Source organism: Agromyces sp. NPDC056523, from assembly GCF_042794545.1.
Lineage (GTDB): Bacteria > Actinomycetota > Actinomycetes > Actinomycetales > Microbacteriaceae > Agromyces.
Genome location: NZ_JBHTTM010000001.1, coordinates 908,489 through 932,900, shown reverse-complemented (window position 1 = coordinate 932,900; position 24,412 = coordinate 908,489). Strand labels below are relative to the sequence as shown.

The following is a 24,412-nucleotide window of genomic DNA, read 5'->3' as shown; positions in this document are numbered from 1 at the left end:
CTGCGCTGCGGGCGCTCACACCGCGGTGTAGCCGCCGTCCACGAGGTGGTAGGTGCCCGTGATGAAGCTCGCGGCGTCGCTCGCGAGGAACACCACGAGCGCGGCGACCTCCTCGGGCGTGCCGAGGCGGCCGATCGGGTGCTTGGAGGCGAGGAACTCCTGCGTGGCCTCGTCGAGGTTCGCATCGATGAGTGGGGTCTTGATGAAGCCGGGGCCGACCGAGTTCACGCGCACGCCCAGGGGCGCGTACTCGATCGCCGCGTTCTTGGTGAGGCCCACGAGTCCATGCTTCGCGGTCACGTAGGCCGACGACATCGCGAAGCCCACGCTGCCGAGGATCGACGCGACGTTCACGATGGAACCGCCGCCGTTGGCGACCATCGCCGGCAGCTGGGCGCGCATGTCGAGGAAGACCGAGTTCAGGTTGACGGAGATCACCTTGTCCCATCCGTCGACGGGATACTCCCCGACGAGGGCGGACGGCCCGCCGATGCCGGCGTTGTTCACCGCGATCCGCAGTGGTGCAAGCTCGTTCGCGACACCGATCGACGCCTCGATCCAGGCGGTGTCGGTCACGTCGCCGACGGATGGCTCGGCGACGCCGCCGGCCTTGCGGATCTCGTCGACGACCCTGTCAGCATGTTCGCCGTCCATGTCGTTCACCACCACCGAGGCGCCGTTCGCCGCGAGCAGCAGCGCGATGGCCCGGCCGATTCCGCTGCCTGCTCCGGTCACGATCGCCGATCGGTCCGCCACGTCGTACTGGGCCATGAGCCGTCTCCTCCGGGTGTGGGTGTGTGTGCCTGTGCTCGTGCGTCTGGTGCGGCCGAGCGGATGCCGCGGCATCCGCACCGCACCCTCACCGTCGCACGTCCCTCCCGGGCCCGACAGGGCCTTGCGTCCCGCCGCCGGGAGTCACTCCCCGGGCGCATCGGCGGCGAACCGCGATGCGAGATCCCGTCCGATCTCGTGGTGGCGGAGGAGGAACGCGCGTTCGTCGAGCCGCTTGCGCCGCAGCCACGACGTCACCTCGTCGTTGCACTTGCTCGCGTTGCACGACCCGCACGCGGGGACCACGTTGAGCAGCGTGTAGCGCCCGCCGCGCGAGATCGCCAGGACGCAGTCGCGCTGCAGGCTGCGTTCGATCGCGCCGCAGTACGCGCATCCACCCCACGCCTCGACGAGTGCCGCCCACTGCGCATCGGAGAGGTCGTGCGTCGAGCGCGACATCCGCCGCTTGCGTCGTCGCGCGTACACGGCCGCGCGCGTCCGGCTCACCGCCATGCGGGTCAGGTTAGCCGCGCCGCCGCGGGCGTCGGCCGCCTTCGTCCGGCGTGGTCTCACTCGTCCTCCCCAGGGCTGAGCGGCGATGCCCCGGGCGCTGGTGCTCTCGCGACCGCTGTGAACGACGTCAGGGAAGGCGCGGGGTTCGCGGTGGCGCGACGCGGCGCGGGGCGAGCGACTCGAAGGCCGCGGCCAGGCGCAGCAGGGCCGTGTCGTCGTGGGCGCGACCCGCGAACGTGAGTCCCACCGGCATCCGGATGTCGCGGAGGAGGCCCATGGCGACCGTGACGGTCGGGATGCCGAGATGGCGCGGCACGAGGTTGCCGTTCGCGACCCAGACGCCGTTGCGCCAGCCGAGATCGGCGGAGGCCGGATCCACGTCCATGTCGGCGGGGGCGACGTCGGCCACGGCGGGGAAGGCCACGGCGTCGAGGCCGAGGTCGTCCATCCACCGCTCGAGGTCGAGGCGGCGGGTCTCCTCGAGACCGCGCAGGCCCTCCTCGAGCTCGGGCATGTCGGCCCAGCTCGCGCCCGCGTGGGCGCGCACCCAGTCGGGGTACTCGGCGATGTCGTCGTCGAAGCCCGCGTACCGGTCCGGGAGCGCCCCTTCGGGCCGCGGGAAGATGCGCGCGCCGTCGACGTCGGCGAGCGTCCGCAGCGCGGGGTCGCCGTTCGCGGCGAGGAAGTCCTCCCATGCCCAGGCCGACAGGTCGACGATCTCGCGCCGGAGGTACTCCGGACTCACGAGGCCGCGCGTCGCGATGGTCGGGGCTCCCGGTCGGTCGCCCTCGTAGTTCGACACGACCGGGAAGTCGACGAGCACGACCTCGGCGCCGGCCGCCTCGAGGTCGCGGCGGGCCGCCTCCCACAGCTCGACCACCGTCGCGCGCGTCTCGATCCGCTGCCCGGTGGGCCCGCCGATGCCGACGGGTGGGCCGCCGGGCTCGGCCGTGCCCGCCTCGGGGTCGGCGTTGACGTACATGCGCGGCACGCCGATGCGCGTGCCGGCGAGCGCGGCCCGTCCTGGCGCGGAACCGAGGTCGCGATACGACGGCGGGCGAACGGCGGATGCCGCGGGCAGCTCGATCCACGGCTGGGCGCGCCAGAAGTCGCCGCGGGTCTCCGCATCGTCCGCGACGATCACGTCGAGCACCTCGAACAGGTCGGCCATCGTGCGCGCGTGAGGCACGACGACGTCCATCGTGGGCACGAGCGGCCAGTTGCCGCGCACCGAGATGACGCCGCGGCTCGGGGTGTAGGCGCACAGCGCGTTGTTCGACGCGGGCGCGCGGCCTGACGACCAGGTCTCCTCGCCGAGGCCGAACGCCGCGAACGATGCGGCCGTCGCGGTGCCCGAGCCGTTCGACGAGCCCGACCCGAAGGCGGCCGTCAGGAACTCCGCGTTGTACGGGCTCTCGGCGCGACCGTAGACGCCGCGCTGCATGCCGCCGTTCGCCATGGGCGGCATGTTCGTCAGGCCGAGGCAGATCGCGCCGCCCGCGCGCAGCCGCTCGATCGTGAACGCGTCGCGCTGCGCCACGAGGTGCTCGAACGCCGGGCTGCCGGCGGCCGAGGTCAGGCCTCGCACGAGGTACGAGTCCTTCGCGGTGTACGGGATACCGTCGAGCGGGCCCAGCACCTCGCCGCGGGCGCGACGCTCGTCGGACGCACGCGCCTCGTCGAGCGCCCCGGGGTTGCGCACGACGAGCGCGTTCAGCGCGGTCGCCGTGCCCGGTACGTCGTACGCCTCGATGCGCGCGAGATACGCCTCGACCAGCCCGACCGCGGTCGCGCGGCCCTCCTCGAGCGCCGCACGGAGGTCGGCGATCGACGCCTCGACGACGTCGAACGGCGGGTGTGCAGGAGATTCGGGCATGTGCAGGCCTCCATCCTCGATCCGGTCCTGTATATCGCCGCTTCTCCTGTGAACCGCGGACGGCCCGGGGAGGGCGGACGGTCCGGGGAGCGCGGGCGACTGCGGGCTCATCGCGCGACCTCCTCGGCAGCCGCGGCGGCGAGCGCGGGCTGCTGCTGCGTGATGCAGTGGATGCCTCCGCCGCGCGCGAAGATCGGGCGTGCGTCGACGGTCACGACGCGCCGGCCCGGGTAGGCGTCCGCGAGGATCGCCGCCGCGCGCGCATCAGCTTCGGGCTCGCCGAAGCCGCACGCGACGACGCCATCGTTCACGACGAGGTGGTTCACGTAGCTCCAGTCGACGAACCCCTCGTCGTCGCGCAGGGTCGCGGGGGCGGGCAGGTCGATGATCTCGAAGCGCCGGCCCGCGGCATCCGCCTGCCCCTCGAGCAGCGTGCGCAGCTCGCGCGTCACCTCGAAGTCGGGGTGCGCGGCGTCGGCCTGGTGGTGCAGCAACAGGCGCCCGGGCGACGGGATGGTCGCGACGATGTCGACGTGTCCGTTCGTACCGAAGTGGTCGTAGTCGCGCGTGAGTCCGCGGGGCAGCCAGATCGCCTGCGTCGCGCCGATCGTGCGGGCGAGCTCGGCCTCGACGCGGGCGTGGTCGGCGTACGGATTCCGGCGCGGGTCGAGCTGCACCGTCTCGGTCAGCAGCACCGTGCCCTCGCCGTCGACGTGGATGCCGCCGCCCTCGTTCACGAGCACCGAGCTCACGAGCTCGGCGCCGACATGCGCCGCCGCGAACCGGGCGATCTCGGCCGAGACCTCCCACTCCGCCCAGTCGGGCGCACCCCAGCCGTTGAAGACCCAGTCGACCGCGCCGAGCACGCCGGGCCGCTCGTCGTCGACCACGAAGGTCGGACCGAAGTCGCGCATCCAGAATTCGTCGAGCGGCGCCTCGACGATCTCGATCTCCGAACCGAGCATGCGGCGAGCACGCGCCGCCTCGGTCGGGTCGACGACCATCGTGACGCGCTCGAACTCGGCGACCGCGTGGGCGGCCGCGGTCCACGCCGCGTAGCCCTCCTCGCGCTCGGCCGCCTCGGATCCGAGCGTCAGCCCCTCGCGCGGGAACGCCATCCAGGTGCGTTCGTGGGGTGCGGTCTCGGCGGGCATGCGCCAGCTCATGCGGGTTCCTCCTGGGTGCGGGCGGATGCCGCGGCATCCGTCTCGATGATGGCAGCGAGTGCGGCCGGGGCAGGCGGGGCGACGGATGCCGCGGCGGGCCGCTTCGCCCGGTCGCGGTACGGGTTCGTGGTCAGCCACAGCACCGCGTACAGCGCGCCGCCGAGCACGGGTCCGACGATCGCGGACAGGTCGGCACCGCCGAGCGCCGCCGCGATGGGCCCGACGTACAGCGTCGTGTTGGCCATGAGCACGGCGACCGTGGTGGCGGCGACCATCGCGATCGTGCCGGGCAGGAACCATCCGCGGGTGTACCAGAACGGCGCGCCGGGTCGCAGGTCGCCGAGGTCACGGGCGCCGTAGCGGTTGCGGCGCAGCAGGATGTCGACGGCGTACACCGCGACGAGCGGGCCGAGCACCGTGACGCTGAGCTCGAGCGACGCGTTGAGCGTGTCGAGGAAGCTCGGTGCGACGTACACGAACCAGCCGGCGGCGACGGTGGCGAGGATGCCCGTGATCACGACGGTGCTCGCGCGCGACACCCGCACGCCGAGGCCCTGGGCGTAGAAGCCGGTCGAGTAGGCGACGAGCGAGTTGTTGGTGATGCTGCCGAGCACGACGATCGCGAGGAAGATCGGCGTGAACCACGCGGGCACGATCTCGCCGATGGTCAGCTGCGGGTCGGTCATGTCGATCGCGGTCGCGGCGATCACGCCGAGCGAGCCGATGAGCACGGCCGGGAGGAACCCGCCGAGCGCGGTCCACCACGCGACCTGCCGCTTGGAGACGTCCTTCGGGAGGTACCGCGCGTAGTCGGCGCCGGTGCCCCACGAGAGCGGACCCGACGCGATGATCGCGTACCCGAGCAGCAGCATCGCCCACCGTTCGCCCTCGGGCAGCGGTGCAGGCTGGTACGAGAAGTCGGCTGCGCCGAGCACGAAGAACGCGAGCACCACGAACGCGAACGCGAGCGCCGCCGAGAAGTACGGCGAGAGCGCGAGGATCGTCGCGTGCCCGTACACGCCGAAGACGAAGCTGATGGCGGCGATCACGGCGAGCACGATCCATCCGCCCGCCGGACCCAGGTCGATGCCGAGCACCGCGAGCAGCGCGTTCGCGGCGAGGGTCGCCACGGCGATGTTGATGATCTCGTAGAACAGGCCGATGGCGACGCCGAGGCCCGCTCCGAACACGGTGTTGCCGCGCACGCCGAACATGGCGCGCATGATCGTGACGCTGGGTGCGCCGGCGGCCGGACCGCTGATCGCGAGCCAGCCGACGACGGCCCACCACAGGTTGCCGATCACGGTGACGGCGAGCGCCTCCCAGATCGAGAGGCCGAGCAGCACGAGCCCGCCGCCGAGCACGAAGTAGAGGTAGACGACGTTCGCCGACATCCAGACCCAGAACAGGCTGGACGGGCGGCCGTGGCGGTCGGCATCGGGGATGGTCTCGATGCCGTGCGTCTCGATGTGGCCGACGCGGTCGGAGGCGCCGTCGTGGGCGAGGGCGTGCGCGTGGGGCGGCGGCGGCGCGGTGGCCTCGGTCGTGCGGATGCTCATGCTGAACCTCGTCGTTCGCGTGGACTGCGGGGAAGAATCGTTATTGATCATGCGATCAATAGAAGCCGAGGTTACATAGACTGTCGGCACGATGTCAACACCCACGCGCACGAGGGCGTCCCGCAAGAGCCCCGCCGAGCGATCAGCCGAGATCGCCGATGCCGCGCGGGCCGCCGCGCTCGAGCAGGGCCTCTCCGCCGTGACGCTCCGCTCGATCGCGGCCCGTGTCGGCGTCGCACCGGCCCTCGTCGCCCACTACGAGCCGAACATGGACGCGCTCGTCGCGAGCACCTTCGGGCGCATCGTCGCCGACGAGCTCGCCGAGGTCCGCGGCCTGGTCGGTGCGCTGTCGACGCCCCGCGAACGGCTCGCGGTGCTGCTCGACACCCTCCTCGACGGCACGCGCGACGACGTCACCGTCGTCTGGGTCGAGTCGTGGGCGCTCGGCCGCCGCAACGAGCCGCTCGCCGAGACCGTCCGCGCCGAGATGGACGACTGGCGCCGCTTCGTGCAGGGCATCATCGAGTCGGGCGTCGAGGCCGGCGAGTTCGAGACGGATGACGCGGCATCCGTCGCCTGGCAGCTGCTCGGCATGATCGACGGCCTCAACGCGCACGCACTGGTGCGCTGGGAGGACGCCGCCGATCGCGGCTCACGCATCGGGCACGCGGTGGAGGGCATGCTCGGGATGCCGCGCGGCGCGCTCGCGTCCGCGCGCGGCTGAGCCGCGGCATCCGCGCTCAGTCGCCCTGCTGCGCGTACCACTCGTCGGCGAGGCGCTTCGGGGCGACCGCGAGCCAGGCGTCGGCGACGACCTCCTCGAGCCGGCGGCGCGAGACGGTGTCGAGCCGCACGAGGATCGCCGGGAACCCCTCGAAGTGCGGCGTCGTGAAGAAGACCGTCGGATCCATCTCGGCGAGCGCGAACTTCACCGCCTCGTCCTCGACGCGCGCGCCGAGCACCGGCCACGGCTGGTCGTCGAGGTGGAGGAACGCGAGGTCGGCCTTCCGCAGGGGTCGCTCCCACACGAATCCGCGGTCGCGCACGCGCCAGTGCGGCAGCCCGCGGCTCACGGCCTCGGTCGCCTCGGGCATGGCGAGCGCCAGCTCGCGGACCTCGTCCCACTCGATCATGCGCGCCACGCTACGCCGCGCGCCGGAACGGAACAACGGGCGACGTGAGACGGTTGGGGACACCATGACGACGCTCCCGAACACCATGCACGCGGTCGCCGCAACCGGATCCGTCCCCCTCCACGACGAGCGCGCCCTCACCGACGTCGAGCTGCCCCTGCCCGAGCTGCGGCCGCGCGACGTGCTCGTCGAGGTCGCCGCGGTCTCGGTGAACCCGGTCGACCTCAAGACGCGCGGGCGGCGCGCTGCCGACGCGCCGCCGGTGGTGCTCGGCTTCGACGCGGCCGGCACGGTCGTCGCGGTCGGGCCCGAGGTCACGCTCTTCGCGCCCGGCGACGAGGTGTACCACGCGGGCGTCATCAACCGGCAGGGCACGAACGCGGAGTACCACGCGGTCGACGAGCGCCTCGTCGGCCGCAAGCCCGCGAACCTCTCGATAGCGGATGCCGCGGCGATGCCGCTCACGACGATCACCGCGTGGGAGTCGCTGTTCGACCGGTTCCGGCTCACGTCCGAGAGCGAGGGCACGCTGCTGGCTGTCGCCGCGGCCGGCGGCGTCGGCTCGATCCTGACGCAGCTCGCCACGGCGCTGACCGGGGTCACCGTGATCGGCACGGCGTCGCGCCCGGAGACGCAGGAGTGGGTCCGTCGCATGGGGGCGCCGCACGTCGTCGACCACCATGGCGACCTCGCCGCCGCGGTGCGCGAGATCACGCCCGAGGGCGTCGACCGCGTGTTCACGCCGTCGACCGGCGGACGCCTGCCCGTCTACGCCGACCTGCTCCGGCCGTTCGGCTCGATCGTCGCGATCGACGAGGACCCCGACCTCGACATGCGGCTGCTCAAGGCGAAGAGCATCGCGTGGCTCTGGGAGTCGATGTTCACGCGCGGGGTGTTCGAGACGCCCGACATGATCCGCCAGCACGAGCTGCTCGACGAGGCATCCGCCCTGTTCGAGGCCGGGCGGCTGCGCAGCACGCTCACGCGCGAGATCTCGGGGATCGACGCCGAGGGACTGCGCGAGGCGCACGCGATCGTGGCATCCGGTGGCAGCATCGGCAAGGTCGTGCTGACCCGCTGATCGGGCGATGTCGGATGGCGCGGCTACCGTGGTCTCGATGACGACGGAGGGAGCCCGATGTACCTGGTAGGCGGTTCCGTCGTCACGAGCGCGAGCGACCTGAAGAAGGCGTCCGACTGCGAGTTCACGTTCCTGCGCGAGCTCGACGTCAAGCTCGGCCGCGACACGCTCTTCGAGCCGAACACCGACGCGATGCTCGAGCGCGCGGGCCGGCTCGGCGACGAGCACGAGCGGCGGGTGCTCGCGCGCTACCGCGAGCAGTTCGGCGCCGGCGTCGTCGAGATCCCGCAGCCCAACGTGCGCGACACCGAGGCGGTGGCCGCGGCCGTCGAGACCACGCGCGCTGCGCTCGAGGGCGGTGCGCCCGTCGTGTACCAGGCGACCTTCGCCGACGCGGGGTTCATCGGCTTCGCCGACTTCATCGTGCGGCGGCCCGACGGCCGCTACCGCGTGCAGGATTCGAAGCTCGCGCGGCACGCCCGCGTCACCGCGCTCCTGCAGCTCGCCGCCTACGCGTCCCAGCTCGATCGCATCGGCATCCCGTGCGACGACGTGGTCGAGCTGCTGCTCGGCGACGGCACCACGAGCGAGCACCGCCGCGACGACATCACGCCCGTCTACGTGCAGCGCGTCGCGCGGCTGCGGCAACTCGTCGACGAGCGCGTGGCCGCCGACGGTCCGGTCGCCTGGGGCGACCCCCGCTACACGCACGACGGCCGCTGCCCCACCTGCGAGCTCGAGGTGCAGGCGAACCGCGACGTGCTGCTCGTCGGCAGCCTGCGGGTCACGCAGCGCGAGCCGCTCGCCGAGGCCGGCATCACCACGATCGACGAGCTCGCGGCATCCAGTGGGGCGGTCCCGCACCTCATCGACTCGACGGTCGACAACCTCCGCGCGCAGGCCCGCCTGCAGCTCGTCGCCGAGGCGGCTGCGCGCGCCGCCGAGGCATCCGGCGAGCGCGGCCCCGACGACCCGCCCCTCGCACCGCCGGTCGAGGTGCGCGAGGCGGCCGCCCTCGCCGCGATCCCCGCGCCCGACCCCGGCGACCTGTTCTTCGACTTCGAGGGCGATCCGCTCTACACCGAGGGCGACGCCACGTCGTGGAACCTCGACTACCTCTGGGGCATGGTCGACGAGCACGAGCAGTACACGGCCCTCTGGGCGCACTCGTTCGCCGAGGAGCGCGAGGCGCTGCTGCAGTTCCTCGAGCTCGTGAAGCTGCGTCGCCGGGCGCATCCCGACCTGCACATCTACCACTACGCCTCCTACGAGCGCACGCACCTCACGACGATCGCCGCCCGACACGGCGTCGGCGAGGCCGAGGTCGACCAGCTGCTGCACGACGGCGTGCTCGTCGACCTGTACCCGATCGTGAAGCGCTCGGTGCGAGTGGGCAGCCGCTCGTACTCGATCAAGAAGCTCGAGCCGCTCTACATGGGCGACGAGCTGCGCGAGGCCGACGTGAAGAGCGGCGCCGACTCGATCACCGAGTACGTGCGGGCGCGCCAGCTGGTCGAGTCGGGCGGGGTGGCCGAGACCGTCGAGGCCGAGCGCATCCTCGACGACCTCGCCGACTACAACCGCTACGACTGCGTCTCCACGCGACGCCTGCGCGACTGGCTGCTCGCGATCGCGCGACGTGAGGGCGTCGAGCCCGTGCCGCCCGCCTACCTCGCCGAGGGTGCGGGAAAGGTCTACGAGCCGACGCCGCTCGCGCTCCAGCTGCGCGAGCTCGTCGGTCCCGCGGCACCCGGCGACGGACGCACGCCCGACGAGCTCGCGCTCGCCCTGTCGGCCGCGGCCATCGACTACCACGACCGCGAGGCGAAGAGCTTCTGGTGGTCGCACTACCTCCGCGTCGACCAGCCCGTCGACTCGTGGGAGGACCACCGCGACGTGCTCGTCGTCGACCCCCAGGCCTCGCGCGTCGAGCAGCGCTGGTACGAAGAGGGCACGCGGCAGTACCCCCGGCGCGAGGTGCGGCTCGGGGGGCGCATCGCCCCCGGCTCCCGGTTCGGCGTGGGCGCGAACGTCTTCCTGCTCTACGACTGGCCGGCCCCGTTCCCGTCGAGCACGCAGCGCCCCGGCCAGCGGGCCTGGTCGAGCGGCACCATCCTCGAGGTCACCGACACCGGCGTGCTCGTCGAGGAGGTCGGCGTCGCCGACGCCACGTGGCCGGCGCTCCCGATGGCGATGACCCCAGGGTGGCCGCCCGACTCGCGGGCCCTCAAGGCGGCGATCGCCGAGTGGGCGGCGCCGATCCCCGCGACCGTGCCTGCGCTGCCGTCGAACCCCGCGATGGACGTGCTGCGACGCCTGGCTCCGCGCGCCGCCGGCGGGCTCGCGCCCGTGATCGGGGCCGACTACGTCGACGCGGTCGTCGAGTCGGTGCGGCGACTCGAGCACTCGTACCTCGCGGTGCAGGGCCCACCCGGCACGGGCAAGACCTACGTGGCCTCGCATGTCATCGCGCGCCTCGTCGCCGACCACGGCTGGCGCATCGGCGTGGTCGCGCAGTCGCACGCCGTCGTCGAGCACGTGCTCGAGGCGGTCGTCGAGGCCGGCCTCGACGCGACGCTCGTCGGCAAGGCCGTGAAGGACCCGGCCGACGTCGAGTCACGGGTGTTCACGGCGTTCGCCAAGAAGGACGACCTGTCGAAGTTCACGGCCGAGCGCCCGTCGGGCTACGTCATCGGCGGCACCGCGTGGGACTTCTGCAACGTCAAGCGCGTACCGCGGGGCTCGCTCGATCTCCTCGTCATCGACGAGGCGGGGCAGTTCTCGCTCGCGTCGACGATCGCCGTCTCGGTGGCCGCCCGCAACCTGCTCCTGCTCGGCGACCCGCAACAACTGCCGCAGGTGAGCCAGGCCCTGCACCCCGAGCCCGTCGACACGTCCGCTCTCGGCTGGGTCGCCGACGGCCACGAGGTCCTCCCACCCGAGTACGGCTACTTCCTCGCCGAGAGCCGACGAATGCATCCTGCCGTCGCCGCGCCCGTGTCACGGCTCGCCTACCAGGGCGAGCTCCACTCGCATGCGGTCGCCTCGACCCGGCACCTCGAGGGCATCGATCCCGGCGTGCGACCCATCCCGGTCGAGCACGAGGGCAACACGACCTGGTCGCCCGAGGAGGCCGAGATCGTGGTCGAGCTCGTGGCCTCACTGCTCGGGCGCGACTGGTCCGACGCGCGCGACACGGCATCCGGGCCGGTCCGATCGCTCGCCCGGCCACTCGCGCAGACCGATCTCATCGTCGTGACGCCGTACAACGCGCAGCTCACCACGGTGCGCGAGGCGCTCGACCGCGTCGGATTCCCCGACGTGCCGGTCGGCACCGTCGACAAGTTCCAGGGCCAGGAGGCTGCGGTCGCCATCGTCTCGCTGGCCGCGTCGTCGGCGAGTGCCGCACCCCGCGGCATCGAGTTCCTGCTGCTGAAGAACCGGCTCAACGTCGCGATCTCCCGCGCCAAGTGGGCGGCCTACCTGCTCTACTCCCCCGGCCTGCTCGACGCGCTGCCGCGCCGCCCCGACGGGGTCGCCCAGCTGAGCGCGTTCATCCGGCTGGTGGGGGCCGACGTCCCCGAGGCGGTCGGCGTCTCGGGGTGACCGGCGGCCGCGTCGCCGCGGCTCGTGCGCGAATCGCGCTCAGCTCGTGAGCGCCTCGACCGCCTTCGCGATGCGGCGCTGACGCGTCTCGGCGGCCTTGGCGCCGTCGATCGCGGTGACGTGCGCCTTCTGGTGGCTCGGCGAGAGCCGGTCCCACGCCTCACGTGCGCCGGCCTCGTCGAGTGCGGCGGCGAAGTCGGCGGGGAGCTCGACGGTGCGGGGTGCCGTGTCGAGCTCGATGTCCACGACGATCGCGTCGCCGCCGCCGAGTCCCGTCGCCGCGCGCTTGTCCGAGCTGAACGGAATGAGGAACTTCCCGCCCATGGGCGCGATCGTGCTGCGGTACTCGTACCCGTTGACGGTGACCACGACGGGCGGCCGCTTGCCCGCACCGAGCTCCTCGACGAGTTCGGCCGGCACCTCGATGCCCGTGTTCCGCTCGCCCGTCAGCAGCAGTTCCGTCTCGAAGCGCATGCCGCGAGTCTGCCACCGGTCGCGGGCGCCCGAAAGGCTGGGAACACCGCACAGCCGCGGCACGTAGGTTGTGGACGTGACTTCCCCCACCGAACTCAGCCCTGCCCGCATCACGATGTACGGCGCCGCGTGGTGCGGCGACTGCCGCCGCTCGAAGGCCCTGCTCGACCGCCGTGGCGTCGACTACGACTACGTCGACCTCGAGGTGGTCATCGAGGGCGCCGAGCGCGCCAAGGCGATCTCGGGCCGCACGAACATCCCCGTCGTGGTCTTCCCCGACGGCACCCACTTCACCGAGCCCACCGACGCCGAGCTCGGCGCCAAGCTCGACGCGCTCGCGCCCGCCGCCTGAGCGGCACCCACGCGCCCGGATGACGCGAACGGCGCTTCCCGACCAGGGGAAGCGCCGTTCGCGTCATCTCGCGGGCGTCCGCGGGCCAGCGGAGGGTCAGCGCAGCGCCGGGACGACCTCGCGCTCGTAGAGGTCGAGCACCGAGTCGTCGAACGCGAGCTCGGGCATGTAGTGGATCGCGTACCCGAGTCCGCGCGCCTTCATGTCGAGCAGCCGTTCGATCACCTGGTCGACCGTGCCGACCGCGATCGCCGACTCCGAGCGGTAGTCGCCGATGAAGCGCCGGGTCGCGCCCGCGCCGAGGTACGGCGCGACCCGCGCCTCGAGGCGCTCGAGGCGCCGCGCGACATCCGCCTCATCGGTGCCGATCACCGTGTTGAAGTTGGCGCTGCGCACGATCGAGTCGAAGTCGCGGCCCAGCTTGTCGGTGTGCCCGCGAAGCACCTCGCTCTTGTGGCTGAACTCCTCGGGGCTGCCGTAGAAGTTCGTGTACGACGCGTACTTCGCCGCGATCTTCAGCGTGACCTTCTCGCCGCCGCCCGCGACCCACATCGGGATGCCGCCGTCCTGCAGCGGCTGCGGCTGCACGATCGCGCCGTCGACCTTGGTGAACTCGCCGTCGAGGGTCGCGCGCCCCGTGGTCCATGCCTGGTGCATGATCTCGACGCCCTCGCGGAGCATGCGCAGCCGCTCGGGTGCGTGGGGGAAACCGTATCCGTACGCGCGCCACTCGTGCTCGTACCATCCGGCGCCGATGCCCATCTCGAGGCGGCCGCCCGAGATCACGTCGACCGTGGCGGCGACCTTCGCGAGGTAGGCGGGGTTGCGGTACGCCACGCACGTGCACATCTGGCCGAGGCGCACGCGCGAGGTCGACGCCGCGAAGGCCGACATCAGCGACCACGCCTCGTGCGTGGCCTCGGTCTCGCTGTGGACGGGCACGGTGTGGAAGTGGTCGTACACCCAGATCGACTCCCACGGCGAGCCCTCGCGATCGGCGTGGGCGGCGAGGCCGTGCATCGTGGCCCAGTGGTCGGCCGGGTCGATGCCGACGAGGTCGTGGCGCCAGCCCTGGGGGATGAAGTATCCGAATCGCATCCGGCCAGCCTATGACCGCGCAGTCAGCGCCAGCCCTGATGACCCCGCCCCTTGACAGCCGTAGCGTCGCCAGCATGAACCACCAGCCCGACCACGCGCACGTGCACGCCGACGACCTCATGGCCGTCGCGATCACGACGGGCGGCGTCCGCGTCATCCACCTCTCTGGTGTGGCGGTCTGCCCGAGCGAGCTGTGGCGGGTCGAGTTCGTGCCCGCGGGGCCGGTGCTCCCTGGCAGCACGCGTCCAGGCCGGATCACGCTCGGCGTGCGCGGCACGGCGCCGCGGCGCCGCGGGCGCACCCGGTCGGCGAAGGTGAGCTTCGAGGCGATCATCGAGGACTCGCGCACGCGCGAGGTCGAGGTCAGGCTCGAGTGCCAGCCTCCGGTCGTGGTCCCCGTGCTCGAGGCGAACGGCTCGTTCGGGTCGAGCGCACGGGCCTCGCGTCCCGAGGTGCGCGACGAGCGCGATGCGCGCGCCGGATGGCCCGAGCGGGTCCGGGCGATGACGGATGCCGCGTCGGCGGCGGTGCGCTCAGCGCTGCACGAGCTGGCGCAGGCCGTCGCCGGCCCGCGCGCGGCCGTCGCACTCTGAACCCGGCTCGCTGGACGGCCGGCGGCGCCTACGTCAGCGCGAAGCGGAGCTCGGCGATGGCCGGCCCGTCCCACACGTCGTCGGCGAGATCCTCGCTGCGGACCGTGACCACCTTGCCGCCCTTGGCCAGCACGAGCATCGCGAGTTGCGGAAGAAGATCGCCCGCGTGCCGCCCGTCGGACAGCGCGTCGCCCTCGCCGTTCCCGGTGGCGAACTCGACCGCACCCGACTCGGCGTCGAGCGTGCCGTTGACCGACGTGGTGAAGTCGAACCAGAGCGTCTCGACGGCCCCGTCGATCGCGAGGCGGCCGATCGCGGCGATGTCGCGTTCGACCCGGCCCTTGCTGCCGTCGGCGAGCTGGTGGAGCGCCGTGCGCGCCTCGTCGACGTTGAGCTCGGCCAGCTGGCGTCGCAGCTCCTCGTCGATCTCGGCCGCCGCGCGCCGATCCGCACCGCCCGGCACGGCGATGACGCGCCGCCCGTTCTTCGCCCGCTCGAGGAACGAGCTGAGCAGCGGCTCGGCGGCGAAGACGAACAGCGGCACGCGATCGTCGGGGTCGTGCGCCTGCAGCACGCCGCGGACCGCGTCGGCGACCCGCTTGGCGTAGATGTCGTGGATCTCGGGGCGACGGTCGCCCTCGTGCGTCCCGCGGTCGCCGTGCCCGCCCGTGCGGCGCTGCCCGGCATCGCCCCGCTCGCGGTTGGCCGCGTCCTCGAGGTTGCGCGGCAGGTCGGGGTCGAGCGGCATCTCCTCCGCGCGAGCGGTCGGCTGGGCGTGCCACAGCGTCCATTCGTTCGAGGACAGGCAGACCGCGAACGCCTCCTGGTCCTGGCTCGGCGCACGCAACAGCTGGCCCAGCGTGAAGTGCGAGCCGACGTGCATCGCGTCGTCGAGCCGGTTGGGCAGGACGTACACCTCGTTGAAGCCCGGCGCGGCGAACACCGCGAGCGAGCGGGCGAGCGCGCTCCACACCGACTTGTCGGCCAGGACGCGGTCGCGTTCGGACTTCAACGCGTCGAGGGCGGCAGGGTCGGCATCGTCGGCGCGCAGCCGGTCGATGGCCTCATCGAACGCGCTCTTCACCGCGATCTCGGCGCGTTCCCGCTCGCTCACGACGGGAGAGGTCGACACGTAGATCGTGACGGCCGGGTGATGTTCACCGGCCAGCGCCGCGAAGTCGGTCGTGGTGGGCAGTTCGTAATGGGTCGTCATTCGTCCCTCCCGCGAATCCGGCGACGACATCGTCGCGTCCCTCCAGCCTAGGAACCTCGGCGCCGCACCGACACCCCCGATTCGGATCCGGACGGTCGGCCGGGCGAGTCGCGCCCAGGAGATCCGCCCGGGACATCCGCCCGGACACGCCGATGGGCCCGGCAGGTGCCGGGCCCATCGTGTGGAGCGTGTGCGGTTGCGGTCGTCAGCGACGCACGGGGTGGTTGGAGCGGATGACGCCCGTCGGGTCGACCGCGTTCTTCAGCGCACGCAGGCGCGCGAGCCGGCCGTCGTCGCCGAAGACCTGTTCGCTGGCCGTCGGCCGCTCGACGAAGTTGAGGTACTCCGCCGTGGCGCGCCAGGGCTCGATGCGCGAGAGCAGCCGTCCGAGCGAGGCCACGACCGCCTCGGCGGTCTCCGGTACGGCGATGCCGACCGCGTAGACGAGGTACCGGCCCTCGAAGCCGGCGATCGCGCCGGGCTCCGGCAGCCCGGACTCGGCCGCGAGGTCGACGGCGGCAGCCGGTTCGAACGCACCGCCGAGGTGGCGGATCTCGACCGAGAGCAGCGCGGTGTCGGCGTCGGGACCGACCGCGTCGACGAAGCCGCGCACGCCCTCGGCCGGGAGATCACCCAGCATCATGCCGCCGCCGAGGCCCGGCGTCGGGCCGGGCGGGTCCATGTGCAGTTGCAGCAGCTCGGCCGGCGCCTGCGGGTGGACGGTGTCGATCTCGGGGTGCAGCGTACGAAGGGGCGCGAGCAGCGCGTCGGCCCGCTCGGGCGACTCCTGCACGACCGCCTCGACGACCACGAACGACCGACCCGAGAGGAACGGCGGCAGTTCGGGCATCGGCGGGATGCGCAGCACGCGGCCGACCGAGGTGACGCTGTCGGGCACCGAGCGGGTCCAGTCGGCCCATGCCTGGAGCACCTCCTCGGCGCGGTCGATCGGGAAGAACAGCGTGCCCGCGACGACCTGCTCGAGCTCGAACAGGCGGAACTCGATCGCGGTCACGACACCGAAGTCGCCCCCGCCGCCGCGCACGGCCCAGAACAGCTCGGCGTCGTGCTCGGCGTCGACGCGGCGGAACTCGCCGTCGGCGGTCACGAGCTCGACCGCGACCACGTGGTTCGCGGCGAGGCCGTGCTGGCGGCCGAGGAACGAGACGCCGCCGCCGAGCGTGTAGCCGACGACGCCGACGTCGTGCGACGACCCGGCGAGCGCGGCGAGACCGTGCGGCGCGGCCGCGGCGACGACGTCGCCCCAGAGCGCGCCGGCCTCGACCCGCGCGAGGCGCTGCGTCGGGCGCACCTCGACGGCGCGCAGCTCGTGGGTCTTCAGCAGGATGGCGTCCGAGAGGCCGTCGCCCTCGACGAGCGGTGCGGCGTTGTGCCCGGTGCCCTGCGGGGCGACGGCGAGACCCATCTCGCGGGCGGCGCGCACGGTGCGGGCGATGTCGGCGGCGGTCGCCGCGATGACGACGGCGGCCGGACGCTGGTCCACGGAGAGGTTCCACGCCGCGCGGGCGGCGTCCCAGTCGGCATCGCCGGGCAGGACGAGCCGGCCGTCGAGGCGTTCGGCGAGCATCGCGAACGCTTCGCGAAGTGACAGGGCGGCGGTGTCGAAGGCAAGGGAGTTCACGGGTGATCCTTTCGGAGTGCATGGGGGTCGCGGGCCGGGCGTTGGGTCAAGCTCGTTCCGACGGCCGCCCGGGTGGCCGGGGGCGCTCACGACGCGTTCCATCCAATGCGGAGAGCAGGGTCCGGGGATCAGGAGCATCCCGCCCGACGGCTCAGGGTTATCCCCTGTTCCGGCGGCCCCGGAATAGCGGCCCGATCGGCCCGGTTGCGATGAGGGATGTCTCTCTCGCCACGTCTCTCGGTCCTGGATCTCGTGCCCGTGCGGAGCGGCCAGTGGTCGGCCGACGCGGTCGCGGCATCCGTCGCCCTCGCCCAGGCCGCGGATCGCCTCGGCTTCACGCGCTACTGGTTCGCCGAGCACCACAACATGCCGGCGGTCGCGTCGACGACGCCGCCCGTGCTCATCGCCGCGACGGCCGCGCGCACCGAGCGGATCCGTGTCGGCTCCGGCGGCGTGATGCTGCCGAACCACGCACCCCTCGTGGTGGCCGAGCAATTCGCGGCGCTCGAGGCGCTCGCTCCGGGCCGCATCGACCTCGGTATCGGTCGCGCGCCCGGCAGCGACCCCGTGATCACGCAGTTGCTGCGCATCTCGGGTCCGACGGCCGACGTCGACCGCTTCCCCGACCACGTCGCCGACATCCTGAGCCTGCTGTCGCCGGATGGCGCGACGCTGCGCCTCACGAGCGGGCGCGAGTACCCGATCCAGGCCACCCCGGCCGCCACGGCGGTGCCCGAGCTGTGGCTGCTCGGCAGCTCCGACTACTCGGCGCGGCTCGCGGCCGAGCTGGGCCTGCCGTACGTGTTCGCGAACCATTTCTCGGGCGAGGGGCTGGAGCAGGCGCTCGAGCTGTACCGCTCCGGGTACCGGCCGAGCGAGCGGCATCCGTCGCCGCAGACGATCCTCACGCTGAACGCGGTCGTGGCCGACACCGCCGAGGATGCGCAGGAGCGAGCGCTGCCGCAGCTGCGGTCGATGGCGCGGCTGCGCCTCAACCGCCCGATGCGGCCGCTCGAGACGGTCGACGAGGCGCTCGCCGGCCCGCGTGATTCCGACGCCGACGAGGTCATCAGGCGCATGCGGCCGCGGTGGGTCATCGGCGATGCGGATGCCGCGGCCTCGGCCGTGCGCGCCCTCGCCGCGCGGCACGACATCGACGAGGTCATGGTCGCGCCGGTCGCCGGTGCGCGGGCCGACGAGCCGACGGATGCCGCGCCGGGCCGCGTGCGGACGCTCGAGCTGCTCGCCGATCGCCTCGCGGCATAGCCGCGCGCCGCCTCCGATTCGCGCTGCTTCAGCGCTGCTTCAGCGTCGCTTCAGCGCCATCCGACAGGATGGGCGGAACGGAGGGAGGCCGTGGATGCGCCTGCTGGTGGTCGAGGACGAGACGCGCCTCGCCGAGGGGCTCAAGCGCGGGCTCGAGGCCGAGGGCTTCGCCGTCGACGTGGCCGCGAACGGCACCGACGGGCTCTGGTACGCGCGCGAGAACCGGTACGCCGCGATCCTGCTCGACATCATGCTGCCCGGCACGAACGGCTACCTCGTGTGTCGCGCGCTCCGCGAGGCCGGCGATTGGACGCCGGTCCTCATGCTCACGGCGAAGGACGGCGAGTGGGACCAGGTCGAGGCGCTCGACACCGGTGCCGACGACTACCTGACCAAGCCGTTCTCGTTCGCGGTGCTCGTGGCGCGGGTGCGGGCGCTCATCCGGCGCGGCGCGGCGCCGCGGCCGGCGGTGCTGTCGGCGGGCGACCTGGAGCTCGACCCCGCCACGCGCGCGGTGCGTCGCGGCGACACCCCGGTCGACCTCACGGCGCGCGAGTTCGCGGTGCTGGAGTTCCTGATGCGCCGCGCGGGCGAGGTCGTCTCCAAGCGCGAAATCCTCGAGGGCGTGTGGGACTTCGACTTCGACGGCGATCCGAACATCGTCGAGGTGTACATCCGGCACCTGCGCAACAAGGTCGACCGCCCGTTCGCGCGCGACGACATCCAGACGCTGCGCGGTGCTGGGTACCGACTGGCGGCGAGCGGTGACTGAACCGGTGGTCGTGCGCCGGGCGGCCCGCCCGCGCATGGGGATCAGGGGGCGCATCACCCTCGTCGCGGCATCCGTCGTGGCCGCCGCCCTCGTGCTCGGCGCGGTCGGCTTCTGGCTGACCCTGCGGGCGTCGCTGCTCGAGGCGCTGGCCGATGCGGCCGAGCAGGATGCCGCGGCGATCGCCTCGCAGGTCGAGGCGGCCGGAGCGGGCTCGCTCGGCACGATCGGCGAGTTCGACGACGAACGGCTCGTGCAGGTCCTCGACGAGTCCGGCGGTGTCGTCGCCGCGAGCGAGGACGCGCCCGGCACGGCCGTCGACCCGGACGAGGGTTCCACCGTCCGCGTCGACGACGAGACCTACGTCATCGCGGTCGGGTCCGCAGACGACGGCGTCGAGATCGTCGTCGGGCGCAGCACCGAGTCGGCCGAGGAGACGCTCGCGACGGTCGCGCGGCTGCTCGCGGTCTCGGTGCCGCTCCTCGTCGCCCTCGTCGGCCTCACCTCGTGGCTCGTCGTCGGGCGCGCGCTCGCACCCGTCGATCGGATGCGGAGGCAGGTCGACGCCGTGAACGCGACGCGGCTGGCGGCACGCCTCGACGAGCCGCAGACCACGGACGAGATCGCCCGGCTCGCGCGGACCCTCAACGCCATGCTCGGCCGCCTCGAGTCGAGCCAGGCGACGCAGCGGCGCTTCATCTCGGATGCCTCGCACGAGCTCCGATCGCCGCTCGCGACGCTGCGACAGTTCGCCGAAGTCGCGCGCGACCACCCTGAGCGCGTCAGTCCGGAGGAGCTCCGCGACGTCGTGCTCGCCGAAGGCGGGCGGCTCGAGCGGCTCGTGCAGGGCATGCTGGTGCTCGCCCGTGCCGACGAGGGCGTGTTGCGGCCGGAGCCCGTCGACGTCGACCTCGACGACCTGTTGCTCGCGGAGGCCCGTCGCATCCGCTCGCCGGACCTCGCCGTCGACACGAGCGGCGTTCGGGCGACGCGGGTGCGAGGCGACGCCGCGTTGCTCGCACAGCTCGTCCGGAACCTCGTCGACAACGCGGCGCGGCACGCGCGTGCGCGGATCGCGCTCGCGGTCGCGCCCGTCGGCGAGGGGACTGCACCGGGCGCGACGGTCGTCCTCACGGTCGACGACGACGGCGCCGGGGTCCCGCCGGCCGAGCGCAACCGCGTGTTCGACCGCTTCGTGCGGCTCGACGACGCCCGTGCACGCGACACCGGCGGTAGCGGGCTCGGCCTGTCGATCGTGCGGGAGATAGCGCGCGCCCATGGCGGCGAGGTGCGCGTCGAGGACGCGCCGTCGGGCGGCACGCGGCTGCTCGTGGAGCTGCCGGCCGCGCCATCCGCCGACCGTGCCTGAAGCCACCTTCAGGGGAATTCAGGCACGGTTCAGCCATGTGGAGCGAATCTGGCTTCGACGAAGCAGGAGGCTGACATGAAGAAGCGCACCATCTGGATCACCGCGGCCGGCGCCGCCGCCGCGATCGCGCTGGGCGGCACCGCGATCGCCGCTTCGGCGACGAATGGGTTCGAACGAGACGACGACGGGCCGGGCGAGTCCGAGCAGGTGCTCACGGGCCCCGACCTGGAGCGCGCCTCGCAGGCCGCGCTCGACGAGGCCGGCCCGGGCGAGGTCCTCGAGGCCGAGGTCGGCGACGACGGCGAGAGCGCCTACGAGGTCGAGATCCGGCTCGACTCTGGCGCGTCGGTGGAAGTGATGCTCGACGCGGACTTCAACCCGATCGGGACCGAGACCGAGGACGACGGGTCGGGTGGCGACGACGACCCGGCCGGCCAGGACGACTGAGGCCATCCGCTCCAAGGGCTCCGCGCGTTCGCGCGGGGCCCTTCTCCGCGTCGCCTGCCAGCGCACCCGCACGCGCTGCATAGGAAGGGCATCGGATCGGCATAGGGCCCGCCTCGGCGGCTGCGGCTGGATGGGAGCTCCCAGCACACCGTTTCGGAGCCCCACATGGATCAGACCCTCCTCATCGCCGCCGACCTCGTCGCGGTCGCCCTGCTCGTCTTCGCCCTCTACTTCCCGCGTCACCGACGACGCGACCTGGTCGTCGCCTACCTGACCGTCAACGTCGGCGTGCTCGCGGTCGCGCTCGTGCTCGGCACCAGCACGATCGGCGCCGGACTCGGGCTCGGCCTGTTCGGCGTGCTGTCGATCATCCGGCTGCGCTCGAGCGAGATCGAGCAGCACGAGGTCGCGTACTACTTCGCGGCGCTCGCGATCGGCCTGCTCGGCGGGCTCGGCGCGTCGTTCGGATGGCTCACCCTCGGGCTCATGGCGCTCGTCCTCGTCGTGCTCGCGGTCGGCGATCACCCCGCGCTGTTCCGTCGCACGCGGCAGCAGGTGCTCGTGCTCGACCGTGCGTTCCCCGACGAGGTCGAGCTGCACGACCATCTCGCGTCGCTGCTCGGGGGCCGCATCCGGTCGGCGCGCGTGGACCAGCTCGACCTCGTGAACGACTCGACGACCGTGACGGTGCGGTTCGAGGTGCCCCGCGCCTCGGGGCCCGTCCTCGGAGCCGGACCCGGCGGCGCGCCGGCCCGCGCCGTGCAGCTCGAGGGAGCGGGACGATGACCGCCCGCCACGCGGCATCCGTGACGCCCGCGGCACTGCGCGCCCTCGACGCGCTCGAGGCGGTCGATCTGGAGCAGCTGAACGCGGAGGCCGAACTGCAGACGCGCGTCGACCGCAAGTACATGCTGCCGATCGCGGCGCTGCCGGCGCTGCTCGAGCGGCTTCCCGACGGAGTGCGCGTGCTCGACCTCGACGGCGCCCGGGCGAGCTCGTACGAGTCCGTCTACTTCGACACCCCGGAGCTGACGAGCTTCCGGCTCGCGGCGCACGCCCGTCGGCGGAGGTTCAAGATCCGCACGCGGTCGTACGTCGACTCCGAGGCGAGCTTCCTCGAGGTGAAGACCCGAGGCGGTCGGGCGCTCACCGTGAAGGACCGGATCCCGGTCGACCCCGCGCTCACCGCCACGCTTTCGGGCGAGGCGCGCGCCTACGCCGACGAGGTGCTCGTCGAGGCCGGGGTCGGCGACCTGTCGCACGAGCGCCTCGAGCCGGTGCTCACCACCGCCTACCGGCGGGCGACCCTGCTGCTGCCCGCTGCGTCGGGGCGACCCGCGAGCCGCGCCACGATCGACGTCGACCTCGCGTGGACCGACCGCGGCGTCGACGGCCGCTTCCGCCGGATGCTGCGCACCCCCGACTCCGCGATCGTCGAGACGAAGTCCGGCGCGCAGGCCGGCGCGGTCGATCGGGCGCTGTGGGCGGCCGGCCACCGTCCGATGCGCGTCTCGAAGTACGCGACCGGGCTCGCGGCGATCCGGCCGGGGCTGCCCGCCAACCGCTGGATGCGCGTGCTGGACCGGCACTTCCGCGCCGCGATCGCCCAGCCGCTCGATTGAGCCGCGACGGTGCGCCATCCGACCGCCGACGACGCATCACTCCCCCCATCCCCACCGCACTCCACCGACCCGACCCCGAGAGGACACGACCATGACCTTCTTCCGCCTCCCCCGCCCGACCACCGCCGACCAGCCCGACGGCCGCCGGCGACGCCCCTGGCTCGCCGCCGCGCGGATCACGCCGGTGCTGCTCGCCGGCGCGCTCGCGTTCGCGGGCTGCACCGCGACCACGGCCGCAACGTCCGACCGCTCGGGCACGACCGACTCGACCGTCTCTGTCGCCTCGACCGCCGCCGTCGACCCGGGCGTCACTGCCGCCGAGGCCATGGCCGAGAACGAGGCGCCGCCCGGCGAGGATGGCGACGACACATGGGACGCGGCATCCGAGGTCGCGATCTCGCTCGACGGCGACACGGCGACGGTGGCGGATGGCGCTACCGGCGTGCGCATCGACGGCGACACGGTCACGATCACCGCGGCGGGCACCTACCGCCTGAGCGGCGAACTCGCCGGCCAGGTGGTCGTCGACACGACCGCCACCGAGCTCGTGCGCGTCATCCTCGACGGTGCCGACATCTCGAGCGACACGACCGCCGCCCTCGCCGTCACGAGCGCCGAGCGCGTGCAGCTCGTGCTCGCCGACGGCAGCGACAACGCGCTCAGCGACGCGTCGGGCTACGCCGACGACGCCGACGTGAACGCCGCCCTCTTCAGCGCGGCCGACCTCGAGATCGCCGGCGAGGGCGCCCTCACCGTGCAGGGCAACGGTAACGACGGCATCGCGTCGAAGGACGGGCTCATCATCTCGGGCGGCGAGATCACGGTCGACGCGGTCGACGACGGCATCCGCGGCAAGGACGAGGTCATGATCGCGGGCGGCACCGTCACGGTGACCGCCGGCGGCGACGGGCTCAAGGCCGACAACGCCGAGGAGGCCGACCGCGGCTACCTCGCGATCTCGGGCGGCACCGTCACGATCGACGCCGCCGGCGACGGGCTGGATGCCGCGACCGACGTGATCGTCTGGGGCGGCTCGCTCGACGTCACGGCCGGCGGCGGCGCCGGCTCGAGCGTGGCCGATGGCGACTCTGCGAAGGGCCTCAAGGGCACCGTCTCGATCATCGTCGACGGGGGCGAGGTTGCGGTCGACGCCGCCGAGGACGCCGTGCACAGCGACAGCACGGTACACCTCGCGAACGGCGCGCTCGAGCTCGCGAGCGGCGACGACGCGGTGCACGCCGACGCCGCGCTCACCATCTCGGGCGGCACGGTCGGCGTGAGCGAGTCGTACGAGGGCCTCGAAGCGGCGGCGGTGTCGATCGCCGGCGGCAGCACGTCGGTCGTCGCATCCGACGACGGCGTGAACGCCGGCAGCACGCTCGACCTCACGGGCGGCGAGCTGACCGCCGACGCCGACGGCGACGGGCTCGACGTGAACGGCGCCATCACGATGTCGGGCGGCACGGTCGTCGTGAACGGCCCGACGGCGCAGAACAACGGCGCGATCGACTCCGACGCCGGATTCGACATCAGCGGCGGCACGATCGTCGCCGCCGGCTCGAGCGGCATGGCGATGGCGCCCGGCGCGGATGCCGCGCAGGCGTCGGTGCTCGTCACGCTCGACCAGCAGGTGGGCGCCGGCACCGCACTCGAGCTGACTGCGCCCGACGGCACCGTCGTCGCGACGATCACCACGACGAAGTCGGCGGCCACGCTCGCGGTGTCGACGCCCGAGCTCGTGAACGGCGAGACATACATCGTGACGGCGGATGGCACGGCCGTCGGCTCCGCGGTCGCCGGCGAGCAGGTCTCGGGCGGTATGGGCGGCCCCGGTGGCGGCGCGATGCCGCCGCGCCCCTGAC

The 24,412-nt window shown here is 73.0% G+C and carries 22 protein-coding genes; 12 read left to right on the top strand and 10 right to left on the bottom strand.

Annotation, left to right across the window (positions count from 1 at the left end; all coding sequences use genetic code 11):
* Positions 1 to 15 precede the first annotated feature (15 nt).
* The 5 genes from ACFQ58_RS04535 to ACFQ58_RS04515 form a co-directional block, all read right to left on the bottom strand.
* A complete protein-coding gene (locus ACFQ58_RS04535) occupies positions 16 to 771 on the bottom strand; it encodes an SDR family NAD(P)-dependent oxidoreductase (RefSeq protein WP_376949860.1) in 756 nt (251 codons plus the stop codon).
* A gap of 144 nt (positions 772 to 915) precedes the next feature.
* Positions 916 to 1,284: an HNH endonuclease gene (locus ACFQ58_RS04530; RefSeq protein ID WP_376949859.1), complete on the bottom strand. Its 369-nt coding sequence runs from the start codon at positions 1,282 to 1,284 to the stop codon at positions 916 to 918.
* A 127-nt stretch (positions 1,285 to 1,411) separates the two neighbouring features.
* A complete protein-coding gene (locus tag ACFQ58_RS04525; protein WP_376949858.1) occupies positions 1,412 to 3,160 on the bottom strand; it encodes an amidase in 1,749 nt (582 codons plus the stop codon).
* 107 nt (positions 3,161 to 3,267) lie between these two features.
* Entirely contained in the window at positions 3,268 to 4,326 is a 1,059-nt protein-coding gene (locus ACFQ58_RS04520; RefSeq protein WP_376949857.1) for an agmatine/peptidylarginine deiminase, read from the bottom strand.
* Positions 4,323 to 5,885, bottom strand: a complete 1,563-nt coding sequence (locus ACFQ58_RS04515; RefSeq protein ID WP_376949856.1) for a purine-cytosine permease family protein — start codon at positions 5,883 to 5,885, stop codon at positions 4,323 to 4,325. Before ACFQ58_RS04515 ends, ACFQ58_RS04520 begins: the two co-directional genes overlap by 4 nt.
* A gap of 91 nt (positions 5,886 to 5,976) precedes the next feature.
* On the opposite strand from ACFQ58_RS04515, the gene ACFQ58_RS04510 reads away from it, so the two are divergent.
* A complete protein-coding gene (locus ACFQ58_RS04510) occupies positions 5,977 to 6,609 on the top strand; it encodes a TetR/AcrR family transcriptional regulator (RefSeq protein WP_376949855.1) in 633 nt (210 codons plus the stop codon).
* A gap of 16 nt (positions 6,610 to 6,625) precedes the next feature.
* Here ACFQ58_RS04510 and ACFQ58_RS04505 read toward each other — a convergent pair whose 3' ends face one another.
* Positions 6,626 to 7,018, bottom strand: coding sequence for an MmcQ/YjbR family DNA-binding protein (locus ACFQ58_RS04505; RefSeq protein ID WP_376949854.1), 393 nt, complete (start codon positions 7,016 to 7,018; stop codon positions 6,626 to 6,628).
* A gap of 64 nt (positions 7,019 to 7,082) precedes the next feature.
* Between ACFQ58_RS04505 and ACFQ58_RS04500 the strand changes: the two genes are divergently transcribed.
* Together ACFQ58_RS04500 and ACFQ58_RS04495 are read left to right on the top strand one after the other, a co-directional pair.
* Positions 7,083 to 8,099, top strand: a complete 1,017-nt coding sequence (locus ACFQ58_RS04500; RefSeq protein ID WP_376949853.1) for a zinc-binding alcohol dehydrogenase family protein — start codon at positions 7,083 to 7,085, stop codon at positions 8,097 to 8,099.
* Positions 8,100 to 8,156: 57 nt separating this feature from the next.
* Positions 8,157 to 11,705: a TM0106 family RecB-like putative nuclease gene (locus ACFQ58_RS04495; protein ID WP_376949852.1), complete on the top strand. Its 3,549-nt coding sequence runs from the start codon at positions 8,157 to 8,159 to the stop codon at positions 11,703 to 11,705.
* Positions 11,706 to 11,744: 39 nt separating this feature from the next.
* Here ACFQ58_RS04495 and ACFQ58_RS04490 read toward each other — a convergent pair whose 3' ends face one another.
* On the bottom strand, positions 11,745 to 12,179 hold the full coding sequence (locus tag ACFQ58_RS04490) for a YdeI/OmpD-associated family protein (RefSeq protein WP_376949851.1): 435 nt from the start codon (positions 12,177 to 12,179) through the stop codon (positions 11,745 to 11,747).
* Between the two features lie 76 nt (positions 12,180 to 12,255).
* Between ACFQ58_RS04490 and ACFQ58_RS04485 the strand changes: the two genes are divergently transcribed.
* The gene (locus ACFQ58_RS04485) at positions 12,256 to 12,531 is read left to right on the top strand and encodes a glutaredoxin family protein (protein WP_376949850.1); all 276 of its coding nucleotides are present in this window, start codon (positions 12,256 to 12,258) and stop codon (positions 12,529 to 12,531) included.
* A 96-nt stretch (positions 12,532 to 12,627) separates the two neighbouring features.
* On the opposite strand, the gene ACFQ58_RS04480 is transcribed toward ACFQ58_RS04485, so the two are convergent.
* Positions 12,628 to 13,629, bottom strand: coding sequence for an LLM class F420-dependent oxidoreductase (locus ACFQ58_RS04480; RefSeq protein WP_376949849.1), 1,002 nt, complete (start codon positions 13,627 to 13,629; stop codon positions 12,628 to 12,630).
* A 74-nt stretch (positions 13,630 to 13,703) separates the two neighbouring features.
* On the opposite strand from ACFQ58_RS04480, the gene ACFQ58_RS04475 reads away from it, so the two are divergent.
* Positions 13,704 to 14,222 (top strand): hypothetical protein, encoded by a 519-nt coding sequence (locus ACFQ58_RS04475; RefSeq protein ID WP_376949848.1) that lies wholly within the window; start codon positions 13,704 to 13,706, stop codon positions 14,220 to 14,222.
* 28 nt (positions 14,223 to 14,250) lie between these two features.
* Here ACFQ58_RS04475 and ACFQ58_RS04470 read toward each other — a convergent pair whose 3' ends face one another.
* Positions 14,251 to 15,435, bottom strand: coding sequence for a hypothetical protein (locus tag ACFQ58_RS04470; protein ID WP_376949847.1), 1,185 nt, complete (start codon positions 15,433 to 15,435; stop codon positions 14,251 to 14,253).
* A gap of 205 nt (positions 15,436 to 15,640) precedes the next feature.
* Positions 15,641 to 17,077 (bottom strand): FAD-binding oxidoreductase, encoded by a 1,437-nt coding sequence (locus ACFQ58_RS04465; RefSeq protein WP_376949846.1) that lies wholly within the window; start codon positions 17,075 to 17,077, stop codon positions 15,641 to 15,643.
* Between the two features lie 216 nt (positions 17,078 to 17,293).
* Between ACFQ58_RS04465 and ACFQ58_RS04460 the strand changes: the two genes are divergently transcribed.
* The 7 genes from ACFQ58_RS04460 to ACFQ58_RS04430 all read left to right on the top strand — a co-directional run bounded on the left by ACFQ58_RS04460 (position 17,294) and on the right by ACFQ58_RS04430 (position 24,411).
* Positions 17,294 to 18,343, top strand: a complete 1,050-nt coding sequence (locus ACFQ58_RS04460) for an LLM class flavin-dependent oxidoreductase (protein ID WP_376949845.1) — start codon at positions 17,294 to 17,296, stop codon at positions 18,341 to 18,343.
* A 94-nt stretch (positions 18,344 to 18,437) separates the two neighbouring features.
* Entirely contained in the window at positions 18,438 to 19,115 is a 678-nt protein-coding gene (locus ACFQ58_RS04455; protein WP_376949844.1) for a response regulator transcription factor, read from the top strand.
* Positions 19,108 to 20,481, top strand: coding sequence for a sensor histidine kinase (locus ACFQ58_RS04450; protein ID WP_376949843.1), 1,374 nt, complete (start codon positions 19,108 to 19,110; stop codon positions 20,479 to 20,481). Before ACFQ58_RS04455 ends, ACFQ58_RS04450 begins: the two co-directional genes overlap by 8 nt.
* A 75-nt stretch (positions 20,482 to 20,556) precedes the next feature.
* A complete protein-coding gene (locus ACFQ58_RS04445; protein WP_376949842.1) occupies positions 20,557 to 20,928 on the top strand; it encodes a PepSY domain-containing protein in 372 nt (123 codons plus the stop codon).
* Between the two features lie 165 nt (positions 20,929 to 21,093).
* A complete protein-coding gene (locus ACFQ58_RS04440; RefSeq protein ID WP_376949841.1) occupies positions 21,094 to 21,714 on the top strand; it encodes a DUF4956 domain-containing protein in 621 nt (206 codons plus the stop codon).
* Positions 21,711 to 22,550 (top strand): polyphosphate polymerase domain-containing protein, encoded by an 840-nt coding sequence (locus ACFQ58_RS04435; protein ID WP_376949840.1) that lies wholly within the window; start codon positions 21,711 to 21,713, stop codon positions 22,548 to 22,550. The genes ACFQ58_RS04440 and ACFQ58_RS04435 overlap by 4 nt, the downstream gene beginning before the upstream one ends.
* A 91-nt stretch (positions 22,551 to 22,641) precedes the next feature.
* Complete coding sequence (locus ACFQ58_RS04430; RefSeq protein WP_376949839.1) at positions 22,642 to 24,411, top strand: carbohydrate-binding domain-containing protein; 1,770 nt, start codon at positions 22,642 to 22,644, stop codon at positions 24,409 to 24,411.
* Position 24,412 lies beyond the last annotated feature (1 nt).

Excerpts from the sequence above, each read along its gene's own strand:
- ACFQ58_RS04480 (WP_376949849.1), bottom strand. The coding sequence starts at position 13,629 with ATGCGATTCGGATACTTCATCCCCCAGGGCTGGCGCCACGACCTCGTC.
- ACFQ58_RS04440 (WP_376949841.1), top strand. The coding sequence starts at position 21,094 with ATGGATCAGACCCTCCTCATCGCCGCCGACCTCGTCGCGGTCGCCCTG.
- ACFQ58_RS04525 (WP_376949858.1), bottom strand. The coding sequence starts at position 3,160 with ATGCCCGAATCTCCTGCACACCCGCCGTTCGACGTCGTCGAGGCGTCG.
- ACFQ58_RS04520 (WP_376949857.1), bottom strand. The coding sequence starts at position 4,326 with ATGAGCTGGCGCATGCCCGCCGAGACCGCACCCCACGAACGCACCTGG.
- ACFQ58_RS04475 (WP_376949848.1), top strand. The coding sequence starts at position 13,704 with ATGAACCACCAGCCCGACCACGCGCACGTGCACGCCGACGACCTCATG.
- ACFQ58_RS04435 (WP_376949840.1), top strand. The coding sequence starts at position 21,711 with ATGACCGCCCGCCACGCGGCATCCGTGACGCCCGCGGCACTGCGCGCC.
- ACFQ58_RS04430 (WP_376949839.1), top strand. The coding sequence starts at position 22,642 with ATGACCTTCTTCCGCCTCCCCCGCCCGACCACCGCCGACCAGCCCGAC.
- ACFQ58_RS04490 (WP_376949851.1), bottom strand. The coding sequence starts at position 12,179 with ATGCGCTTCGAGACGGAACTGCTGCTGACGGGCGAGCGGAACACGGGC.
- ACFQ58_RS04445 (WP_376949842.1), top strand. The coding sequence starts at position 20,557 with ATGAAGAAGCGCACCATCTGGATCACCGCGGCCGGCGCCGCCGCCGCG.
- ACFQ58_RS04505 (WP_376949854.1), bottom strand. The coding sequence starts at position 7,018 with ATGATCGAGTGGGACGAGGTCCGCGAGCTGGCGCTCGCCATGCCCGAG.
- ACFQ58_RS04460 (WP_376949845.1), top strand. The coding sequence starts at position 17,294 with ATGTCTCTCTCGCCACGTCTCTCGGTCCTGGATCTCGTGCCCGTGCGG.
- ACFQ58_RS04530 (WP_376949859.1), bottom strand. The coding sequence starts at position 1,284 with ATGGCGGTGAGCCGGACGCGCGCGGCCGTGTACGCGCGACGACGCAAG.
- ACFQ58_RS04470 (WP_376949847.1), bottom strand. The coding sequence starts at position 15,435 with ATGACGACCCATTACGAACTGCCCACCACGACCGACTTCGCGGCGCTG.
- ACFQ58_RS04510 (WP_376949855.1), top strand. The coding sequence starts at position 5,977 with ATGTCAACACCCACGCGCACGAGGGCGTCCCGCAAGAGCCCCGCCGAG.
- ACFQ58_RS04455 (WP_376949844.1), top strand. The coding sequence starts at position 18,438 with ATGCGCCTGCTGGTGGTCGAGGACGAGACGCGCCTCGCCGAGGGGCTC.
- ACFQ58_RS04495 (WP_376949852.1), top strand. The coding sequence starts at position 8,157 with ATGTACCTGGTAGGCGGTTCCGTCGTCACGAGCGCGAGCGACCTGAAG.
- ACFQ58_RS04515 (WP_376949856.1), bottom strand. The coding sequence starts at position 5,885 with ATGAGCATCCGCACGACCGAGGCCACCGCGCCGCCGCCGCCCCACGCG.
- ACFQ58_RS04535 (WP_376949860.1), bottom strand. The coding sequence starts at position 771 with ATGGCCCAGTACGACGTGGCGGACCGATCGGCGATCGTGACCGGAGCA.
- ACFQ58_RS04500 (WP_376949853.1), top strand. The coding sequence starts at position 7,083 with ATGACGACGCTCCCGAACACCATGCACGCGGTCGCCGCAACCGGATCC.